The sequence below is a fragment of the Lacrimispora sp. genome, assembly GCF_031982545.1.
Taxonomy (GTDB): domain Bacteria; phylum Bacillota; class Clostridia; order Lachnospirales; family Lachnospiraceae; genus Lacrimispora.
In genome coordinates, this window is record NZ_DALYXB010000021.1 from 25,781 (window position 1) to 47,915 (window position 22,135).

The 22,135-nt window shown below is 40.9% G+C and carries 16 protein-coding genes; 10 read left to right on the top strand and 6 right to left on the bottom strand.

What is annotated here, in order from left to right:
- The first annotated feature begins 1 nt into the window (after window position 1).
- From citF to citC, 3 genes are read left to right on the top strand one after another with little or no spacing between them, the layout of a single operon-like run.
- Window positions 2-1,564 (top strand): citrate lyase subunit alpha, encoded by a 1,563-nt coding sequence (citF, locus tag ABS301_RS24450; protein ID WP_349674667.1) that lies wholly within the window; start codon window positions 2-4, stop codon window positions 1,562-1,564.
- Window positions 1,565-2,455 carry a triphosphoribosyl-dephospho-CoA synthase CitG gene (gene citG / locus ABS301_RS24455; RefSeq protein WP_349674668.1) on the top strand — a complete coding sequence of 297 codons (891 nt, stop codon included), beginning with the start codon at window positions 1,565-1,567 and terminating at the stop codon, window positions 2,453-2,455.
- Window positions 2,456-2,463: 8 nt separating this feature from the next.
- Complete coding sequence (gene citC / locus ABS301_RS24460; protein WP_349674669.1) at window positions 2,464-3,462, top strand: [citrate (pro-3S)-lyase] ligase; 999 nt, start codon at window positions 2,464-2,466, stop codon at window positions 3,460-3,462.
- A gap of 35 nt (window positions 3,463-3,497) precedes the next feature.
- Here citC and ABS301_RS24465 read toward each other — a convergent pair whose 3' ends face one another.
- The gene (locus tag ABS301_RS24465) at window positions 3,498-5,060 is read right to left on the bottom strand and encodes a PucR family transcriptional regulator (protein ID WP_349674670.1); all 1,563 of its coding nucleotides are present in this window, start codon (window positions 5,058-5,060) and stop codon (window positions 3,498-3,500) included.
- 245 nt (window positions 5,061-5,305) lie between these two features.
- Here ABS301_RS24465 and ABS301_RS24470 point away from each other — a divergent pair, with 245 nt between their 5' ends.
- A complete protein-coding gene (locus tag ABS301_RS24470) occupies window positions 5,306-7,300 on the top strand; it encodes an oxidoreductase (protein WP_349674671.1) in 1,995 nt (664 codons plus the stop codon).
- 155 nt (window positions 7,301-7,455) lie between these two features.
- Here ABS301_RS24470 and ABS301_RS24475 read toward each other — a convergent pair whose 3' ends face one another.
- Window positions 7,456-7,836, bottom strand: coding sequence for a cupin domain-containing protein (locus ABS301_RS24475; RefSeq protein WP_349674672.1), 381 nt, complete (start codon window positions 7,834-7,836; stop codon window positions 7,456-7,458).
- Window positions 7,837-7,991: 155 nt separating this feature from the next.
- Here ABS301_RS24475 and ABS301_RS24480 point away from each other — a divergent pair, with 155 nt between their 5' ends.
- The gene (locus tag ABS301_RS24480) at window positions 7,992-9,803 is read left to right on the top strand and encodes an ABC transporter ATP-binding protein (protein ID WP_349674673.1); all 1,812 of its coding nucleotides are present in this window, start codon (window positions 7,992-7,994) and stop codon (window positions 9,801-9,803) included.
- On the top strand, window positions 9,800-11,572 hold the full coding sequence (locus ABS301_RS24485; RefSeq protein WP_349674674.1) for an ABC transporter ATP-binding protein: 1,773 nt from the start codon (window positions 9,800-9,802) through the stop codon (window positions 11,570-11,572). Before ABS301_RS24480 ends, ABS301_RS24485 begins: the two co-directional genes overlap by 4 nt.
- 62 nt (window positions 11,573-11,634) lie before the next feature.
- Here the strand turns inward: ABS301_RS24485 and ABS301_RS24490 are convergent, their stop codons facing one another.
- The 3 genes from ABS301_RS24490 to ABS301_RS24500 are packed head-to-tail and all read right to left on the bottom strand — an operon-like array spanning window position 11,635 to window position 15,823.
- A complete protein-coding gene (locus ABS301_RS24490) occupies window positions 11,635-12,294 on the bottom strand; it encodes a potassium channel family protein (RefSeq protein WP_170823641.1) in 660 nt (219 codons plus the stop codon).
- A 49-nt stretch (window positions 12,295-12,343) separates the two neighbouring features.
- Window positions 12,344-12,994: a potassium channel family protein gene (locus ABS301_RS24495; RefSeq protein ID WP_349674675.1), complete on the bottom strand. Its 651-nt coding sequence runs from the start codon at window positions 12,992-12,994 to the stop codon at window positions 12,344-12,346.
- 21 nt (window positions 12,995-13,015) lie between these two features.
- A complete protein-coding gene (locus ABS301_RS24500) occupies window positions 13,016-15,823 on the bottom strand; it encodes a cation-translocating P-type ATPase (RefSeq protein ID WP_349674676.1) in 2,808 nt (935 codons plus the stop codon).
- A 355-nt stretch (window positions 15,824-16,178) separates the two neighbouring features.
- On the opposite strand from ABS301_RS24500, the gene ABS301_RS24505 reads away from it, so the two are divergent.
- Together ABS301_RS24505 and ABS301_RS24510 are read left to right on the top strand one after the other, a co-directional pair.
- Window positions 16,179-17,525 carry an MATE family efflux transporter gene (locus tag ABS301_RS24505; RefSeq protein WP_349674677.1) on the top strand — a complete coding sequence of 449 codons (1,347 nt, stop codon included), beginning with the start codon at window positions 16,179-16,181 and terminating at the stop codon, window positions 17,523-17,525.
- A gap of 18 nt (window positions 17,526-17,543) precedes the next feature.
- The gene (locus ABS301_RS24510; protein ID WP_349674678.1) at window positions 17,544-18,395 is read left to right on the top strand and encodes a MerR family transcriptional regulator; all 852 of its coding nucleotides are present in this window, start codon (window positions 17,544-17,546) and stop codon (window positions 18,393-18,395) included.
- 68 nt (window positions 18,396-18,463) lie between these two features.
- Here ABS301_RS24510 and ABS301_RS24515 read toward each other — a convergent pair whose 3' ends face one another.
- A complete protein-coding gene (locus ABS301_RS24515; RefSeq protein WP_349674679.1) occupies window positions 18,464-19,036 on the bottom strand; it encodes a GNAT family N-acetyltransferase in 573 nt (190 codons plus the stop codon).
- Between the two features lie 215 nt (window positions 19,037-19,251).
- Between ABS301_RS24515 and ABS301_RS24520 the strand changes: the two genes are divergently transcribed.
- Complete coding sequence (locus tag ABS301_RS24520; protein WP_349674680.1) at window positions 19,252-20,364, top strand: ArsR/SmtB family transcription factor; 1,113 nt, start codon at window positions 19,252-19,254, stop codon at window positions 20,362-20,364.
- Window position 20,365: 1 nt separating this feature from the next.
- Entirely contained in the window at window positions 20,366-22,039 is a 1,674-nt protein-coding gene (locus ABS301_RS24525; RefSeq protein WP_349674681.1) for a M3 family oligoendopeptidase, read from the top strand.
- Window positions 22,040-22,135 lie beyond the last annotated feature (96 nt).

Below are 22,135 nucleotides of genomic sequence, written 5' to 3' on the forward strand. Positions count from 1 at the left end.
AATGATAAATGCAGTTGGAAGAGATATCCCGGATGAGATCTTGAAAGCCACTGGAAAGGAAGTGTTCCAGGGAATTCACTACAGAGACGGATATACTTATAAAAAAGATGGCCCGGTAACCAGATGTGTAAGTGATAATACGAAGAGTAAATTAGTAGACAGTATTCATGATGCACTGATTAGATGCAACATAAAAGATGGTATGACTCTTGGCTTCCATCACCACTTCCGGGAAGGTGACTATATAGTCAATATGGTAATGGAAGAAGTACACCGGCTGGGTATTAAAGATATCACCATTTGCGCCAGTTCCCTTGGTAAGGCTCACGACCCAATCGTTCCATATATTGAAGATGGAACCATAACCAATATCCAGTCCTCCGGTGTAAGAGGAAAAATCGGACAGGCTATTTCCGCCGGAAAGTTAAAAGGATTGGCCATCATGCGTTCTCATGGGGGCCGGGTTCGTGCCATAGAAAGCGGAGAAACCAGAATTGATATAGCATTTATCGGTGCACCCACCTGTGACGATTACGGTAATTGCCGTGGAATCGGAGGTAAGAGTAACTGCGGTGTTCTTTCCTATGCTCTTGTAGATGGAGATTATGCTGACCAGGTCGTTGCAATTACCGACTGTCTGGTTCCTTTCCCCAATTTTCCAGCCCATATCAGCATGACAAAGGTAGATTATGTAGTCGTGGTAGATGCCATCGGAAATCCCGATAAGATTGCCACAGGTGCTGCAAAACCCACCACAGATATGAGAAAGCTGATGATGGCGGATTACTGTACCCAGTTTGTTGTTAATACTCCTTATTTTAAAGATGGATTTTCTTATCAGACCGGCGTGGGAGGGGCCTCCATTGCATCTACCATTTCACTTGCTAAAATTATGAAGGAACGCAATATCCGCATGCGTTTTGGTGTAGGCGGACTGACAAAACCCATGTGTGATCTGCTGGCAAATGATCAGGTTGACTGTCTGCTGGATACCCAGGATTTCGATCTTGATGCAGTAGAGTCAGTAAAGGATCTAAAACATTTCCGTATTTCTGCCGGAGAGTATGCAAATCCGTTTAATAAAGGTGCGGTAGTGAATAAACTGGATTTTGTCATTCTGGCTGCTCTTGAAGTGGATATTAATTTCAACTGTAACGTGGTGGTCGGCTCTGATGGAGAGATAACCGGAGCCCAGGGAGGACATCCGGACACAGCTGCCGGTGCCAAATGTGCGATCGTCATCGTTCCGCTGTTACAGGGAAGAATTCCCGCTGTCTGCACGGAAGTAACTGCTGTGACCACTCCGGGAGAAAGTATTGATGTAGTAGTGACTGATTATGGAATTGCCATCAATCCTAAGCGAAAGGACTTAATTGACGCCATGAGAGGAGTAGACCTTCCTTTTAAAACAATTGGAGAACTCCGGGACATTGCCTATTCCATGGTTGGAGAGCCGGAGAAAGTGGTATTTGATGATAAGGTTGTAGGGATTATCGAAAGCCGGGATGGAACCGTATTAGATGTAGTGCGCAAGGTGAAAGAATATACTTTCGCAGATAATTAGATGATAGATACAGACAAGAAGAAATATAGTACTTATACCCACTGGATTGGAAACATGGCAGGGTCAGCATTGCTGGAGGAAGTTTATACGGCGCCAAAGCCCGGGCTTGTGGATCCACTCAGTAATGGAGCCCACCGGGATATGAATCTGCTTACATTTAAAAGAAGCACTGATGCTTTGCTGCCTTATTTTCGTAAATTTGCGGAAACAGGAATTCAAATGTCTGAAAAACCAGAAGGCTGCTTTTTAAAGATCCGTCCGATTGGCATTGAGGCAGAAAATGCGATGTATGAAGCAACCGGACAGATCAATACCCATAAAGGGGCTGTGTTTACCATGGGTATCTTATGTGCGGCTGCCGGAAGCTGTTTTAAAAAGTATGGTCAGGTATCCATAAGCAGTCTGATTATGCAGGAACAAAAAATGGTTCAGAATGTTTTATTAAATGAACTTGACTCCATACAGTTCCAGAACAGTAAAGATACCCATGGCCAAAAGAATTTATGTACTTATGGTTCCAGAGGAATCAGGGGAGAGGCAGCAGATGGTTATCCTTCAGTCATAAACCTGGCATTACCGGTTATCAGACAGGGGAAGAAAGATGGACGCCATTGGAATCTGGTAAAAATCCAGACGCTGTTTACCCTGATGAGTCAGGTGGAAGATGGAAATATCCTGTCCAGGTGCAGGCGTGAGGGGCTTAAAGAAGTACAGAAACTGTCTCAGAAGTTTTTGCTTACAGGCGGTGCCTATTCCCAAGGTGCGATTGAGGAGTTAATAAAACTTGACACCTATTTTATTCATAAAAACTATAGCAGCGGCGGGTGTGCCGATTTGCTGGCAGCCTCTATCTTTTTATCTGAGATTGAGGATGCGCGGGCAGGAAAGTGAGCAGGTGAATGATGCTGGAGGGAAGACCATTAGAGGGCCGTGCACTGGAGGAATTAAAAATATTTTTAGCCAGTCAGGATCTTAACTATGATGAGGGGATTGAATATAGTGCATGTATACTTGACGATGATTACAAAATCATTGCAGCAGGTTCTGTGGAAGAGAATGTGTTAAAGTGCATTGCAGTGGATCCTCATCATCTTGGAGAAGGATTATCCGGCAGTGTGGTATCCCAGCTGATTCAGTATGAGTTTGAGCATGGAAGAAGCAGGCTTTTCCTATATACAAAACCAAAGAATGAGGAACTGTTTAAGAGTTTAGGATTTTATACCGTGTTCCAGACAAAATCTGTATTGTTTATGGAGAATGAGAAACAGGGATTTGAAAAATTTATCCGGGCAATACAGGAAATAACACCAATCGATGCCAAAGATTATGGGAGAATAGTTGGTGCAATCGTAGCCAACTGTAATCCGTTTACACTGGGACACCGGTATTTAATAGAAGAAGCTTTGAAACAGTGTGACTATCTGCATGTGTTTGTATTATCGGATAAGCGGACCTTTTATGGCGCAGAAGACCGTTATCAGATGGTTTTAAAGGGAACGGAAGATTTTAATCGGGTCATCGTTCATCAGGCTTCTGATTATATGGTTTCTGCCGCCACTTTTCCCACCTACTATCTGAAAGAAAAGACGTTTGCAAATAAAGCCAATTGTGAATTTGATTTGGAAATGTTTGCAGAAAAAATTGCCCCTCCCCTTAAGATAACCAGACGGTTCGTAGGAACAGAACCTATATGCAGAGTAACTGGTTCTTATAATACAGCAATGAAACAGATTCTCCCTGAATATGGAATTGAAGTCATAGAGATTGAACGAAAAATACAGGGAGAGGAAGTGATCAGCGCTTCCAGAGTCAGAGAAGCTGTTAAAAAAGGCAGGTTTCAGGATGCAGAAAGACTGGTACCGGAAACGACATGGTACTATTTAATACAAAAAACATAAGTATAAAGGCTTATTGCTGACAAAACAAGGCAGTCTTATACCAATTCTGTGACTTTGAGGATAATCAGGGAGAGCCTGACTCTTATAATAATATCAATCTTGTTTAAATCAAGGCCGGTGATATCTTTAATCTTTTGAATGCGGTATTTTAGTGTATTAAAATGAATGTGCAGACAATCCGAAGCAGTGTGCAGATCCAGCTGATGCTCCAGGTAGCAGGTCAGTGATTCCATTAAGGATGTACTATGAAGCCTGTCATATTCAATCAGATCATGAATACCAGGCTCAACTATGTGAACAGGCGGGTTTTGTAGCAGATAGGTTTCGGCCAGATCTTCTAAAATATAATCTTCATAATAAAACAATTGTCCCCGGCCTTTCTTTTGTCTTGAAAAATCAAAGGCTTTTTTTGCCTGCTCTAAGGCATGGCCTGCCTGTGAAAGGTCTAAAAAGCCGCGGCTTACTCCTGCAAACAAATGATTTGCACTTAGTATCTGCAGAAAATTCTGCAGCCGGTCATCATCAAGAGGAGACTTCGTGCATTGATCAGAATCCAAAAGAATCACTATTTTACCTTCGAACATCTGAGTCAGTCCCCCGATAAAGAATTTATTCAGCAGTGTACAAATATAAACCATTTTTTCTCTGGAGTCAAAAAGGTCATTGTCTGTAATATAGAGTAAGTATATGTATTTTTTAAAATGGAGTCCGGATTTCTTCATTAGCTGCCTGATCTTTTCCGGATTGGGCTGCTGGGTTTTTAAAACATAAAGAAGTATCTCCGATATTGGGGAATCGTAGGAGCAATAAAAATGTGCATCATTACATAGCCGGATTCCTGCAAAATGGGTGAAGATCTGTAATATTTCACTGGAAAAATCCGTAAAGGGGTGGTTGTATTCCAGTTCGCTGACAAAAGCGATATTCATATGACTCTGTCTGATGCGAAGGATACGCTGGCGGTGTTTATAAATATCCGGGTAATTCATAATATATGGCGTCGGGGAATTGATCATATGACGTTGAAATGCGTAATCAGCGTTGCAGATATCGTTGTATTTTTGGGAGAAAGTCCGATTCTCCCTATATTCCATCCACTGAGGCTCATCCAACTGTTCTTCACCCCAGCAGGAGACCACCGGATTGTGGGCGGAATCGATCACTCTTAACGGATTACCAACATATTGAAAGGTCACTTCCAGCATTTTCTTCATGGCATCGGGATCGTCTAATGCCTGGATCATCTCTTCCTTGTACTGGTACAGGGTCAGTTCCTCGAAAAAAAATTCCTCCGTCAGGTTAATTAATTTTGGCAATGTCACCAGATTGGGATCACAGACAATCCAGTTGATTTTATTTTCCATGCCATAGGAGCGGGGGAGTTCCTTATCTCCAATGAGCAAAAGATTGACAGCTTCTGAAAGCGGGAGAGAGTCAGGCAGGTCGGAGACGTGTGCGATGTAAACCATATCGGAACAGAATGCCTTAAGTAAGCCATCCAGACAACGGCATGATCTGATGGTCAAATCATTACTAATATGACAGTGACAGCTGTAATTCTTTAAAAACTCCGCCAGATTTTTCATGTGCTTTGCCATAAACGTCCTCTTTTCATATGAATTTATGAGTCATTATGGAAAATATTATATCACTGTTTTTATGTGGATTCCAGAATGGATTGTTAAAAATAATTAAAAAACGACGATTAAATTGTTTGATTTAACAAAAGATATCTTAGTAAAACCAATAAGAAACTGGTAAAAGTTTATAGATTCAGACATACCCTTTTCCTTTTGTATTTGATACTATTTTTTCATAGCAATAATAAAAGGAGAGGACAAATATGCAGAACAAATACGAAAAGCTGTTTGAACCGGTTAAAATCGGCAATGTAACATTGAAAAACCGTTTTGTTATGGCACCCATGGGCCCTCAGGGTCTGGGAGACTCCGTGGGAGGCTTTAATCAGAGAGGGATTGATTATTATGTGGAGCGGGCCAAGGGCGGAACAGGGCTTATTATCACAGGAGTATGTTTCGTTGATAATGAAGCAGAGCATCACTCCATGCCAAGTACTCCCTGTCCAACCATTAATCCCGTGCATTTTACCCGGACTGCAAGAGAAATGACAGAACGGATTCATGCTTATGATGCCAAAGTATTTCTCCAGTTAAGTGCTGGCTTTGGCCGGGTTGCACCTCCTGTTGATCCGGATTTAAAGCCGGTTTCTGCGTCAGAGATTATGAACCGCTGGGTAGATATCCCTTGCAGAGCTTTGACAAAAGAGGAAATCCATCGGATTGTGAAACGGTTTGGGGAAGGAGCAGCAATTGCTAAAAATGCGGGATTTGATGGAATTCAGATTCATGCGGTTCATGAGGGTTACCTGCTTGACCAGTTTGCGATCTCATTTTTTAATAACAGAACGGATGAATACGGCGGGAGCCTGGAAAACCGCCTTCGCTTTGCGAGAGAAATCGTGGAGGAAATAAAGAAAACCTGCGGGGATGATTTCACAGTTACGCTTCGTTACAGTCCTAAATCATTTATAAAAGACTGGCGTGTCGGTGCTCTTCCTGGTGAGGTATTTGAAGAAAAGGGCCGTGACCTGCCGGAGGGGATTGAAGCAGCGCAGTTGTTGGAACAGTACGGGTATGATTCCCTTGACGTGGATGTGGGCTGCTATGATGCGTGGTTTTGGAATCATCCGCCAATGTATCAGAAGAAGGGACTTTACATACCTTATGCAAAAGCAATAAAAGAGGCAGTAAATGGTCCTGTTATCTGTGCTGGCCGTATGGATAACCCGGATCTGGCTCTTTCTGCCATTGAAGACGGAAGCTGCGATTTAATCGGACTTGGACGTCCTCTTCTGGCAGACCCCGATTATGTAAATAAACTGCGTTTCGGCCAGACGGAACTGATTCGCCCGTGCCTTTCCTGTCATGAGGGATGCCTCGGCCGGATGGTTCATTATGGATGGCTGAACTGTGCTGTCAACCCTGCCTGCGCAAGAGAACGGATTACAGAACTAAAGCCAGTTCTGAAAAAGAAAAAGGTAATGATTATTGGCGGAGGAGTGGCTGGATGCGAAGCTGCCAGGGTGTTAAGTTTAAGAGGTCATCAGCCAGTGATCTATGAAAAAACAGACCGTTTGGGAGGAAATTTAATTCCAGGAGGAACACCGGATTTTAAAGAAGATGATCATGCACTGGCAAAGTGGTATGAGAACACATTAAAAGACCTGTCAGTGCCGGTTTATTATAATACAGAGGTGACTCCTGAAATGGTTGGCAAAGCCAGACCAGATACGGTCATTGTTGCAACCGGTTCAAGGCCTAAGGTATTCGGTCTTGGAGATGACAGTAAGGTATTCACAGCCGAAGAGGTTCTTCTCGGAATCAGAGATCCGGGCAGTCGTGTAGTGGTTTTAGGGGGAGGTCTGGTTGGTTGTGAACTGGCTTTGTGGCTTAGGAATAACGGAAAAGAAGTTTCTATTGTGGAAGCCCAGGACGGTTTGTTAAAACTAAATGGTCCGCTGTGTTTTGCCAATATCAGTATGCTTTTATCCTTGATTGAAAGCAAAGGAGTATCTGTTTATACAGGTTCCAAAGCAATTCGTACCACGAAACAGGGAGTTCTGATTGAGACTGGTGCTGGAGAAGAGGAATTAAACGTGGATTCTGTAGTGCTTGCAGTTGGTTATGATTCCGAAAACAGACTTTATGATAAATTAAAATATGATGTCAGGGATCTTTACATATTAGGAGATGCAAGAAAGGTTTCCAATATTATGTACGCAATCTGGGATGCATTTGAGGTGGCATCAAATATCTGATTTTAGATCAGATAAGTTTCCAACCCGCATGCTGAACAGAAAATAACACCATTTTGTGCCAATGATTATGGGAAAACAGTTGGCGCTGTTGCTGCCAACTGTTTTTTTTCGGCGATATAATACACTTAAGTGTAAACAGATTTCTGCTTTTACTGCTATATTATTGGTTCTTTGTCATTTTTTATAATATTTTTCTTATCGATTCCATCAGGTACCATTCTGTAAACCAGGAACCTGACATCCTGTTCCGAATCATTTTCCAGTGTATGAATTGAATTTTTCACTCTGACGATTGAATTTTGTGAAACAATCCGGCATTCTGTCTGATCCTCTTCTTTCCATAAAATTTTTAATTTTCCGGAAATTACGAATATAACTTCCTCAATTTTGTGATGCTTGTGCCATTCCTGAATGGCATGAGGAGGAAGGGTGTTGAGATGAATTTCATATTCATCAAAAATGAAATAATTGACTTTTGTCTGATTCTCTTTTTCTATGTAGATTGAGTCTGCAGTATCATAAATTTCTAGATTCATAATAAACACTCCTTTGTTTTCTTTAGTATAAGCCTGTATTTTGTGATTTACAAGTAAAAGCAGTACACGTTATGTTTAATTTAATTGCACAATTCATATCTGGCTGATATGATGTATTAGGTAAATTATGGAAAAAGTCAAAGGGGGGTCAATGATTGAACAAGAAAGAATTTAAACTGAGGGAAAAACGCTACGGCTGGGTGGATTTTTTTGCGATTCCATTTGCCTGTGACTCGCAGGCTGCGGCGGCACTGGGAGTCCAGAAAATGCTGACGGCACTTTCTGCTGTATTTCAGGTAGCAGTTCTGGCCAGATTTCTGGATTCTGCTGACCTTGCGTTAAAGAGTAACGGGCAGTGGAACAGTGTGTTTGTGTGGTTTGCTATTCTGGCAGTTTGCGTGGGGTGGAGAAGAATTTCCTTCCGGGTGGGAGTGGTTTTTACAGAGCGTATCAGAATATGTGCTGCAGCCCAAATGAACAGGGCTCTCACAGAAAAACGCTCCAGACTTTCCTATTATCTGGTGGAGAATGAAGAAAGCTGGAATCTAATTAATCGGGTGAGTAAGCAGCCGGAACGGCAGATCACCATGATGTTGCAGCGTTCTTACAATCTGATTCTGTATGTAATCCGGATATTTGGTGTATTGTATATTGTTTTTACACAAGTATGGTGGATTGGTATTCTTACTGCAGTTCTTTGTATTCCTTTAATTATCCTGTCACTAAAAACCGGAGAGAAGAATTATAATGCAAAGAAACTGGTTGCAGATCATGAACGACGCTATCAGTATCTGGCTAATGTGCTTTCCGGCCGTGAGGCTGTCAATGAGCGGACGCTGTTTGGTTATTCTGAAAAGCTGAACGGAGACTGGTATGAGCAATATGAGGAAGCCCGGCTCATAAAATGGAGAGCTAACTTAAAGTTAGCCTGCAGTGTGAGGGGAGGGAGTGCTGTTATCACCATTCTTTCATCCTTCATTGTAATCGCTTTGTTATTTCCCGTTTCATCCGGCCAGATTTCCACTGGTATGTTTATTGCCCTTGCTACCGGAATGTATGATCTGGTAAATATGGTTGGAGTGGAACTGACAAAAGCCGTATCCCAGCTTTCCCAGTGCAGGGAATATTTAAAGGATCTATCAGCATTTGTTGCGTTGGAAGAAGTACCAGGAGTGGATGAGCCTCCGGTTAAGGAACCAGTGGAAATAAAAGAAGTGGAGTTTAGAGACGTAAGTTTTTCCTACCCAGGGTCGGATCACATGATTTTAAACCACTTAAGTTTTCGGGTTGAGAGAGGAGCTCACTATGCATTTGTGGGAGCAAACGGAGCCGGAAAAACAACAATCACAAAGTTGCTTACTGGTCTTTATCATCAGTATGAAGGCGAAATCTTAATCAATAAAAAAGAATTGAGAACCTTTTCACAGCCGCAGATTAAGGCCATGTTTTGCGGCTTGTACCAGGATTTTGCAAAGTATTACATATCCATAAAAGAAAACATAGCTGTAGGTGCGGCGGCATTCTTAGATAAGGCAGAGAAAACGGATGAAATAGAAGATGCCTTAAAAACAGCTGGAATTTATGATGAGATCTGTAATCTGCCCCATGGAATTGATACGAACCTTGGAAAGATCAGAGAAAATGGTGTTGATTTTTCAGGCGGACAGTGGCAGAAACTGGCAATGGCAAGAGCAGTTAACAGCAAAGCTCCTATCCTGATTCTGGATGAACCCACTGCTGCTCTTGACCCCATTAGTGAAAGCAGAGTATATGAGGAATTTGAGAATATCAGCCGGGGACGTACTACATTGTTTATCAGTCATCGGCTGGGATCTACGCGGCTGGCACATCAGATTTTTGTTCTGGCAGATGGTCATATTGAAGAATCTGGTAATCATGAAGAATTGATGGAACAAAACGGTCTTTATGCAGAAATGTTTGAAAGTCAGAGGAGGTGGTATCAATGAACCAGAAAACACAGGCATCTACCTTTCAGATATTTAAGCAATTGTTAAGGATATTATGGAAGAATAATAAAACATATACCTCCTTGTCGGTGGCTTTGTGCACCGTTGTTGGACTTGCTACCGCCGCAGGAACACCAATAAAACAGTATTTCTTTGAGGCAGCAGGGCATTTGCCTGACAGCCATAAGCTTGGGGTTGTAATAGGAATTGGCATTTTCTGGGGGGCAGTCACCCTGATTACTCTATTGCTCCAGGGAGCATCAGATCTGTTGATTGAAGACCTGGGTGTGCGCCTTAGTGGTTTCCTGGGAAAACTGGTAAACATAAAAGCAGCCAGACTGGAACCCATCTGTTATGAGGACAGCACTGTGCTAAATTCAGTTAATCAGGCATATACGGGAGTGGAGCAGTCAGGTGAAATAATTCAGCTGCTGATATCACTCAGTGCATTTAATATCCCGTATTTTCTGTTCCTGTCTGTATACATTTACCGAATTCATCCGGCTCTGTGTCTGGGGCTTCTGCTGGTACTGCTTCCAACACTGGGCGGACAGTATCTGCGCACCCGTTACTATGAGAAACTGGAAAACTATGCGGCCCCTCTACGCCGGGAGATGGAATATTACCAGGCATGCATCGCAGACAGGGAATACGCAAAAGAAACAAGGCTTTTGGGAGCTGTCTATTTTTTCCGAAAGCTTCACGAGGTTTCAATCCTTTTGTTTCAGAAGGAATCATGGAAAACAGAACGGAAAAGTTCTCTGGTGGAATTAGGGTTACGGCTTCTGAGTCTGATGGTTTACTTAGTGATACTGGGGTTGATGTATCGATATTTACAAATGGGGATTTTAGGAACTGCAGCATTTGCGGCAATCTTTACATCCATTGACCAGATGTTTAATTATATGGATTATGTTCAATATTGTATCGGTGATATTTCTCATTACTTACCTGCGGTCAATAATACTTTAAACTTTATGAAGCTGCCTGAACGAAAAGGGGAAACAACTGAGCTGGCTCATTGCGGAATTGAATTTAATGGTGTATCATTTGCATATCCTGGCAGTGAAAATATGATTTTAAAAGATGTTAATTTATCAATAAGAGAAGGAGAAACGATTGCAGTAGTAGGAGAGAACGGTGCAGGAAAATCAACCTTTGCCAAGCTTTTACTCGGCTTATATCTGCCCAAAGACGGTGAAGTACTGATTGGCGGCTGCAGCACCAGAGAGATATGTCCGGATGTGGTTTTCAAAAAGACCTCTGGTGTGTTCCAAAACTTCCAAAGATATAAAATGTCTTTGAGACAAAATATAGGGATAAGTGACTTTGCCAGTACTCAGAAAGAAAACAAGTTAAGGCAGGTAATAAAAGAAGTGAACCTGGAAGAAAAGTGCTGCGAAATGGCAGATGGAATCGATACCATGCTGGCGAGAGAATTCGGGGGAACAGATTTATCTGGCGGACAGTGGCAGCGAATTGCCATAGGAAGGGGATTATATAGAGAACATGAGCTGATCGTATTGGATGAGCCAACGGCATCCATTGATCCTCTGGAAGAAACCAGAGTTTACCGTCAGTTTGCAGAATTGTCCAAGGACAAGACTGCTGTTATTATTACCCACCGGATTGGCTCTGCCAGACTTGCAGACCGGATTGTTGTAATGGGTAAGGGAAGTATAGCAGGAATAGGAACTCATGAGGAACTGTTAAAAGACAATGAAACCTATCGTGCCATGTTTGACGCACAGGCACAGTGGTATCAGTAACACTAGAAAGGAACTGCAGCCCGGAAGTTTTTTCAGGGCTGCAGTTCCTTTTGAAAATATGTTTAACCAAATATCTCTTTCAATTCTTTCCGGCTTCCCTCATCGGTTAAAGCCAGAATATCATCCCCCACTAGGATTTGGGAATCCCCTTTTGGAATGACTAAGGCATCGTCTCTGGTAATGGCGATCAATACTGTTTTTTTCGGTATGGACAGGTTTTTCAGTAACTGGTTAGCCGCCCTGGCAGATTCAGCGACTTTCATCTGGATAATGGAATAATCACCGCGTTTTAACTTCAATATGGTGAACATATCCTCCAAATCCATTTCTTCTACTACAAAGTGAGCCATTAAATCGGCCTGATTGACACCTACATCTACGCCCATACTGCTGTTATAAAGCCAGGCATTTTTGGGATTGTTCACCCTGGCAACCACCTTTGGAACACCAAATTCCATTTTAGCCAGAGTGGATACGACCAGATTGATTTCATCGGCATCGGTTACTGCTGCGATAACATCGGCAGAGTCGATCCCTGCCTGTTCCAGTACAGCAGGGTCTGAACCGAAGCCGTTAATTAATACTTCCGAAGGCAGTTCTTTTAATAGTTTGTTAAAATTCTTATTCCGATGTTCAATTACTTTTATTTCATGTCCGTTGGATAATAACAGGGAAGCAAGATAGGTTCCGACCTGGCCCCCTCCTACAATAATCACTTTCATAGCTTTGTGGCATCCTTTCTTTCCATTTTCTCACAGTTCGCCTTGTTATCTATAACAGATCCAGCATGGATTTTAACTTATCCGTTGCAGCTATAATAACTGAAATGTACAGGATATCCTCTGCCTCCAGAATTGTACCAAGAGTCGGTAAAAAAGTTTTATTATTCCGGCTGATGGAAATAACCTGTATTTCACCCAGCACTGTGATTTCATTTACCTGATGACCCACCAAGAGAGAGGGAACTTCAATTCGGACCAGATTCACGGTACCATTTCCAATGTCATAGACACTGTCCAGCTGATGATAGGTTAAAAACTGGGTTGCCCGTTCAATGCCCCAGGAAGTGGTGGATATCGTCTGAATGCCAAGTCTGTGATAGATTTCCGCCTTTTTCGTATCATATAATCTGGCGACCACATGAGGGACACGGTAAATCGTTCTGGCAATCCTGGCGATTACGGCATTGATCTCATCACTTTCCGTGCAGGATACCACAGCATCTACCTTGTCGATCCTTGCTTTGCTTAACACGTCCCGGTCAAATCCAAATCCCAGGACCTTAATTCCTGCAAAATCGCTTCCCAGGCTGTCGAGAACCTCCGGATTTGAATCAATGACTGTTACCTGATGTCCTTTTTTAATTAAATTATTGGATAAGCCGATTCCCATTTTTCCTAAGCCAACTACAATTACTTTCATAACGATCACCTCTCTATGATTTTAATTTCCTGCCCGTTCTTTATTACGCAGCCAAAATTTCCTTCCCTCTTCAAGCAGCAATACCAGCGGCGGCCAGATGCATAACAGCAGCCAGTCAGAAAGCAGGAGAGGAGCCGTATGGAATACGGATTGTAATGGCGGCAGATAAACTAAGGCAAAGATTAATATAATCTCGATCAGGATTCCTAAGTTAACCTGTTTATTTTTAAATAATCCGACTTGAAAAGCAGACTGTTTTTCAGTACGGCAGTTAAACACAGCTCCAATCTGGCTGAATACAATGGCTGCCAGTGCCATGGTAGTAGCCCTATAATAAACCGGATTATTTCCGCTGGCTAACGGCATATCCGGCCAGCCGTTCTGTATATTGACAAAGAAATACGAAAAGGCAGAGGCCAGAGAACCCAGCATTCCATACCATAAAAACGCTTTTATGATCAGCGGCTTATTTAACAGAGTCTCTTTTGGATTACGGGGCGGCTGATCCATAATTCCTTTTTCCGGTTTCTCAGTCCCTAATCCCAGTGCAGGCATCATATCCGTCCCCAAGTCAATGGTGAGAATCTGCATGACAGTCAGGGGAAGGGGGATTGCACCCCGGGAAAACAGGAACAAGGCGGATGGTACGGCCTCCGGCATATTGGAGTTTAAAATATACAGTAAGAATTTTCGGATATTACTGTAAACAGCCCGGCCTTCTTCAATCGCATGGACGATGGAAGCAAAGTTATCATCCGTTAAAATCATATCCGCCGCCTCTTTTGCCACATCAGTTCCGGCGATTCCCATGGCCACTCCGATATCGGCTTTTTTCAGGGCAGGAGAATCATTTACACCATCTCCGGTTACTGCAACAATCTCACCCAGATCCTGTAAATTCGTTACAACCCTGAGTTTTTGCTCCGGTGCGACCCGGGCAAAGATTATTTCATCCTTTAAATATTCTTTTAACTGCTGGTCAGACATCTCTTCCAGTTCCAGCCCTGATACAACCCTTGGATTTGTACCTTTTACAATACCAATTCGTTTTGCAATGCTTTCTGCCGTTAATCCGTAGTCACCTGTTATCATAATAATGCGGATACCAGCGTGCCGGCATTCTTCAACGGCGGCAGCTACTTCCGGTCTGGGCGGATCTGCCATGACTACCAACCCCACAAAAGTCAGATCCTGTTCTATCAGATCCGGTGTATAGGCGCTCATGGCTGTTGGAATCTTATCTTCTTTTTTCAAAAGGCGGTATGCCACAGCCAGAACACGTAATCCCTGCCTGGCGTAATTGTCATTGGCCTCCATGATTTCCCTTCGCATCTCTTCTTCCATGGGAGTGACAGTCCCGTTTCTGCGAATGGTATTACTCAGTTTCATGATTTCTTTTGGAGCACCTTTTACGTAGGCGATCAGTCTGGTGCCTTCTATGGTTTTTTGAAGGCGATGTACGGTTGTCATTCGTTTCCTGCGGGATTCAAATGGCAGTTCTCTTAATCTTGGTGTCAGTTCTGCCTGTTTTGCTACGTTAATCCCTGCTTTTTCTGCAACTACGCCAAGACATGCCTCTGTAGGATCTCCAAGCACTGTATAACGGGCGGATTCTTCTCCTGGCGGAAGCAGTCTTGCATTGCTGCATAGTGCAGCGCCAGTCAGCAGAAGATTCATGTCCTCATCCTCACTGGCTTTTACTGTTTTTCCGCCTGTCATGATCTCACCTTTGGGGCTGTAACCAACACCCGTTACTTCATATTCCCGGTCGGCAAGCCATAAATGGTTTACTGTCATTTCATTCTGGGTTAAGGTTCCTGTTTTATCCGTGCAGATTACGGTAGTACTTCCAAGTGCTTCCACAGAAGAAAGCTTTTTCACCAGAGCATTCCGCTTTGACATTCTTTGGACTGCCATGGCAAGAGATAACGTAACAGTTGGTAGAAGACCTTCCGGAATAAAAGCGACGATCATACCAAGAGCAAAGATAAAGGAGGAGGCCATCGGTTCCTTTACAAGCAACAAAGCTGCCACAAAGAAAAATACGCCAAATGAGATGGCAATAACAGAAATTTGTTTTGTTAAACGGTTCAGTTCCTTTTGCAGGGGACTTTGGACTTCTTTCATATTCTGTGTTAATCCTGCAATTTTACCAAATTCCGTACGCATCCCAATTTCCATTACAACGGCTTTTCCGTTGCCCTCGGCTACGTTGGTGCCTGCAAATATCAGATTTGGGGTTTCCGCTTTTGTCAGGTCATCTTTTAATACGGCATCCTTGATTTTTCGCACCGGGTTGGATTCTCCGGTTAAAGTGGACTGATCCACCTGCAAATCACTGCTTTCTATTAATCTGGCATCAGCAGAGATCTTGTCCCCCTCCTCCAACAGTATAATATCACCGATAATCAGATCTTCTGCCAGTATTTTCTGTTCTTCCCCGTCACGGATGACGCGCGCATAGGAAGGCAGCATGTTTCTTAATGCATCTGTGGCTTTACCGGCCCGATGTTCCTGCCAGAAGCTGAAAACACCGTTAATGACGTTTACCAGCCAGACAGCCACTCCAAGTTGTGGCATCCCTGCAAGAAATGCCACAGCACCGCCAATCCAGAGCAGAATCGCCATGAGATGGATAAAGTTTCCCAGAAAGATAAGTATTACAGATTTTTTCTTTTTTTCTTCAATTAGATTTTTGCCAAGTTTTTTTTGCAGCTCTGCCACCTGTGACTGATTCAGTCCACGGACATTGCTTCCCAGTGCAGCATAGACCTGATCCGCAGGCAGCTTCGCAATATTCTCTTCCTTACCCTCTTTTTCTGTAACCATTGTGTTATATCCTTCTTTCTCTTAAAAAATGATTTCGAAGACTTTTTAACTAAATCGTTTCTGAGAAAATAATTGTATACCCTGTAAGATTGCCGCTCAATAATATTAACAGAATCTATATACTTCCATATATTTCCTTAATATTATCTTTAAACTGGTCATTTGTTTCATAACTGGTATCTGAAATTACCAATATATTACTATGATTTATTACAGAAACTATGCCCATAACGAATTTCGTCTGGAAGTAATGGCATAAAAAATAGACAGGTAAAAGGAATCTTAACTTGACTCTACAACGATTGCAGACTTTATGATATACTGAAATAAAAGAAGGGAAGGATGCAATTCATTTATGGAAAAGAATTTAACTACTGGAAGTGTATTTAAGACCGTTGTATATTTTTCCTTACCGTACCTGCTATCGTATTTTCTTCAGACACTGTATGGAATGGCAGATCTGTTTATAGTAAGTCAATTCAACGGAGTTGACAGCATTACGGCAGTTTCAATCGCCAGCCAGGTTATGCACATGATAACGGTTATGATTGTTGGTCTGGCTATGGGAGCCACCGTTCTGATTGGACGGGCAGTGGGGGCAGGAAAGCAAGAGGAGGTATCTTCTGCTATCGGGAATACGATTACTTTATTTATGGCTTTGTCTGTCATAATTATGATTGTACTGCTCATGGTGGTGAAGCCAATCGCTGCCGTTATGTTAACACCTCCGGAAGCATTTGGTGAGACAGTTACCTACCTAACCATCTGTATGATTGGGATCCCATTTATTACGGGATATAACATTATCAGTTCGATTTTCCGTGGAATGGGTGATTCCAAAAGTCCGATGTATTTTATTGGTATAGCCTGTGTGGCCAACATCGTTTTAGATTATGTTTTTATCGGAGTGTTTAGACTAGGGGCAGCAGGTGCTGCACTTGGTACAATTTTATCACAGACAATCAGCGTAATTATTTCTCTGACCTTTATCCGGAGGCGGAAAATGGGAATCAGTCTTTCCCTGAAGGATCTTAAACCAAAAGCAGCAGTGATTCTTAATCTGCTTAAAGTTGGCATTCCAGTGGCGTTGCAGGATGGATTTATTCAGATCTCTTTTCTTATAATAACAATAATCGCAAATAACAGAGGATTAAATGATGCGGCAGCAGTGGGCATTGTGGAAAAGATAATCGGCATCTTATTTTTGGTTCCGTCCTCCATGCTGTCTGCGGTCTCTGTACTTTCCGCACAAAATGCAGGTGCAGGGAAACATGATCGTGCACGTCAGACTCTTTGGATTGGAATCCTGATTACGGTAGTATTCGGTACAGTATCAGCGGTTATCATGCAATTTTCTGCTGGATCAGTAATTGGTTTTTTTACAGATGATTCAAAAGTGATTTTGCTTGGCAGACAGTATATGAGCGGCTATGTCTGGGATTGCATTTTTGCAGGAATTCATTTTTGCTTCAGCGGGTATTTCTGTGCATATGGTTTGTCCGGAATATCCTTTATCCATAATTCCATATCCATTATCTGCGCCCGTATTCCCCTTGCCTACCTGGCATCCATATACTTTGCAGACACACTTTATCCCATGGGAATTGCAGCACCTGTTGGGTCAATTTTATCAGTTGTTATATGTATCAGTGTATTTATCTGGCTGAGTAAGCGCCCAGGTAAGTTAAATGGTTCTATTTAAGAATGGAGAAGAATCTAAATGGAGAAAAGCGGATTATTTCAAATTGGTGATGTGGCTAAAATGTTTCATATAAGTGTTGGAACTCTGCGCCACTATGAGAAGTCCGGGCTCTTACAGCCAGAATATACAGACAATGAAACGGGCTACCGCTATTACAGTACTCGTCAGTTTGAATGTCTTAATACAATTCGTTATCTTCGTGTACTGGACATGCCATTAGAGCAAATTGCAGATTTCTTAAATAACCGGGATATTGATCGAATGCAGATCATGCTGAAGCAGCAAAAAGAAACGGTTATCAGCAAGCAAAAGGAACTAAAAATAATTGAGAGAAAAATAGAAAACAGGCTAAGACAGATTGAGGATGCCCTTTCCTCTGAGCTTGATACCATTTGTATCAGGCAATTTTCACCCAGGCGAATTGCATGGATTGAAAATACGTTATCGATAAACTCTTATCTTGATTTAGAAACTTCGATTCGGCAGTTAGAACAGCACCAGCAGAATACCGTTGTTTTTCTCGGGAAAGTAGGGCTGGGAATTGCCGGTGAAAAGCTTTCAAACGGGGAATACGACAAATACGATAAGGTTTTTCTTTTGTTAGACAGAGAAGATGCTTATTCAGGACCAATAGAAGAAGTACCCGAAGAAACTTGTGTAACGCTGCGGTTTTGCGGCGGTCATAAGGAAGCTTTTGTATATTATAAAAGGCTGATTGATTTTATATCAGAGCAGAAATACCGTATTTCAGGTTTTTCAAAAGAAATTACAATGATTGATTACGGAATGACTGACGATGCAAAAAAGTTTGTGACAGAAATTCAGATACCAATCATGGCAAAGCACAATCATGAGTACAAAAATCAGTAAATTACTATGACCCATGTTTGCGGAACTGGCGGAACTCAGCTATCAACTTTTTACACCAGCTGAGTTCCTCAGTAAGAAGCCGGTTGGGAACAATTATTCCATTCTTTATTTAATATTGAAAAAATATGGTCGTCATAAAATTTTTCATTGTGTTCATGATGATTTCTTAAAGTTCCATCTTTCTTAAAGCCCATCTTCTCCAATAATTGAATGGATTCTATATTAAAGCTGGCAGTTTGAGCATATATCTTATTTAACTCCATTTCCTTGAATAAAATGTCAAGCAGACTTGTAAGAGCTTCCCTCATATATCCGTATTTTCTGAACCTGGGTATCATATAATATCCTAACTCCATACTTTTGTTTCTTGGATTGTAATCGTTAAAGGATACTTTGCCCACTAATTCCTCATCCTGTTTTCTCCATATGGAAAATATAAGGTTATTTTCTTTTTTAATAATATGATTATAAAATTCGACCAACTCATTTCCTTCTCTTTTTATGATAGGCCGGCATGTCATTTTATTTGTTTCGTCATAATTTGTTTCAGCTCTGATCAACAGTAATTCATCTGCAGTAATTTTTTTAATACATAATCGTTCAGTTATGATTGGAGATTTTAGATAAATATTATCTATCATATTTTTATTATTCCCTTTCGCTTTGTTTGTTTTCCTTACTTTTTTCAAAAATATCTTTGTATAAAAAAGAAAAACTTTTTATTATTAACTTTATTGTATCATATTTGATGTTTATCTAATGTATTCATTGACAACCTTCTAATTGATGTTATAATTAAAAAAATTGAACTGTATTTCGGCATCAAGTTGACAATTTAAAGTGATGAGGTCTTGGGATGAGCATAGAGTGTACGGTTATAAAAGAAATTGATTACTATATGGAGAGTATAGAATTATTATTTCGAATTATCAATAAAAAATATTATCAGAACTTAAAAATGGATCTGTTGAAGCGGACAGATGAAAAGAAAAAGGCTGTTATCTCTTATCAATTAGATAAATTATCGTTTATTCAGGAAGAGATTGAACAAAAAACGGATGTGAACAATCCTCTTATTAAATTCTACTTTACCTCATTTATATCAGAAAATATATGTATTGCAAAAATATTATATCAATGTGTGAGACATTCTACTTTTTCCGGCAATAAAAATGAAGTGATCCACTTTATTAACAAATATTTGAGTACCATAAAAGATGATAATACCTTAGAACTATCATTTGATGATGTAGATCTAAGAACTACGGTTTATGAAAACAATAAAACAGTATCATTTACAGACAGGATTAGTAATCTGGAATGTGAACCGGCACAAAAGTGGCAATTATTGGAGTTAATAGAACATTCCAGCAAACATGCGGAAATTCTTTACGAAATTCTTGAAAAGACGGTTTCAGAATTAAAAAAACAAGAAATAATATTGTTGGAATTAAAAGAGACAGCTACTGAATATTGGATAGAATATTTCAAGCAACACAGTTTCTATAAATTAATGAATAGCTTTTATAATATTAAAGAAGACAGTTATCCCAGCAAGCCCACATTGATACGAACACAGATTATGGCTTGCAACCGGGTTATTTTTTATGGTAATGATGAAAACGTGGGGGATTATCATATATTGGATGTGGGCATACTATTTGACTGTAATTATAAAGTATCGAAAAGACAATTGAGTAATCAGGAATTGAGCAATGGACTAAAGTTATTGTCCGATCCCAGTAAATTTGAAATATTGTGTTTTATTCGGAATAAAAAGGCTTACGGACAGGAAATTGCGGCAGAACTAAAGCTAACGACTGCTACGATTTCCCATCATATGAATACACTTATGAAGCTGGGGCTTATCAATATAGAGAAGTCGGATAATAAAGTGTATTATCAGATGAATAAGGAAGCAGTCAATTATTTATTAGAAGTAACGAAAAATAAATTGTTGGAGGATTAAAATGAAGTTTAAAGAAATGCCATATCAAAGAGTAGATTTAGAAGAAAAAAAGCTTCGATTTGAAGAAATTGTGAAGGATTTCGCAGCTGCAACCAGTGGAGAAGCCCAGTTTGAGATTCATAAAAGATATTATGAGTTCAAAGATGAAATCGATACAATGGTCATAATTGCAAGTATCAGACATGATATAGATACAACAGATGAGTTTTATGAAAAAGAACGGAATTATTATGATGAAATAGAGCCTGAACTGATTGATATGTACGTAAGATATGCGCGGCAGATGTATGAATCTCCCTATGGGAATTATCTGGAAGAAAAGATAGGAACCGTTGCATTTAAGAACATTCAGCTGAATATCAGGTCATTTGATAAAAAACTGATTCCCCTTAAGCAGGAAGAGAATGCACTGACAACCGAATACGATAAATTAATCGCCAGTGCAGAAATCGACTGGGAGGGGGAAACTCTCAACCTTTCTTTATTAAGAAAGTATTTAACCCATAAAGACAGGGAAGTACGCCGGAAAGCTTATACAAAATACAGCTCTTTTTTTGAAGCCAACGGAGACAAACTTGATTCTATTTACGACAGGCTGATAAAAAATCGAACAAAACAGGCAGAAGAATTAGGGCATGAGAATTTTGTAGGGTTAGGATATGACCGGGTGCGGAGAAATTGTTATGACAAAGCTATGGTAGAAAATTTCAGAAAACAGGTAAAAGAATATTTTGTACCATTTGCTGAAAAGCTTCATGAGAAAAGAAGAAACAGGTTAGGAATTGAAACGTTATCCTGTATCGATGAAGGTGTTTTCTTTGAAACTGGCAATCCAGAACCGGTCGGTACGCCGGAAGAGATTATGGCCAGTGCGCAAGACATGTATGGAGAACTTTCCAAAGAAACAAAGGAATTTTTTGATTTCATGTCTGAGAATGAATTGTTTGATGTGCTGGGCAGAAAGAAAAAACGGGCAGGGGGATACATGACCTACCTTCCTGTTTATAACGCACCTTTCATTTTTGCCAATTTCAATGGAACCAGTGGAGACATCAACGTGATTACTCATGAATGCGGCCATGCGTTCCAGGGGTATCTGTCAGGAAAAGATCCCATCAAAGAACATGCGGATATCACCATGGAAACAGCAGAGATTCATTCCATGTCCATGGAATTTTTCACTGCACCATTTATGAACCAATTCTTTGGTAACCGGACGGATGATTATAGTTCCATGCACTTAGAAGAAGCTGCCATATTTATTCCCTATGGATGTATGGTGGACGAATTTCAGCACATTGTCTACGAAAATCCTCAGATGACTCCTGCGCAAAGGCACCAGGCGTGGATTCAGCTTGAAAAGGAATATCGGCCACATTTGGATTATACCGGATATCCATACTTTGAAAAAGGAGGATTCTGGCAGAAACAGCCTCATATCTATGACGATCCTTTCTATTATATTGATTACTGTATTGCTCAGATTTGTGCATTTCAGTACAAAATAAGAATGGATGAAAATTATCAGGAAGCCTGGGGCAGCTACTTGAAACTTTGTAATTTATCAGCCAGTGATTTCTTTACTAATATGCTGAAAGAAGTTGGGTTAGACAGCCCGTTTGAAGATGGCTGTGTGAAAAGAATTGTTGAGAAACTGGAAACATTATGTCTTTAAATATCTGTATAGTATGCGAATAGCAGTCAGCTGGTCGTTTGATCTATAAAATTTTTTAAGGAGGGTTGGTATGAAAAAGATTAATAGAGATGATCC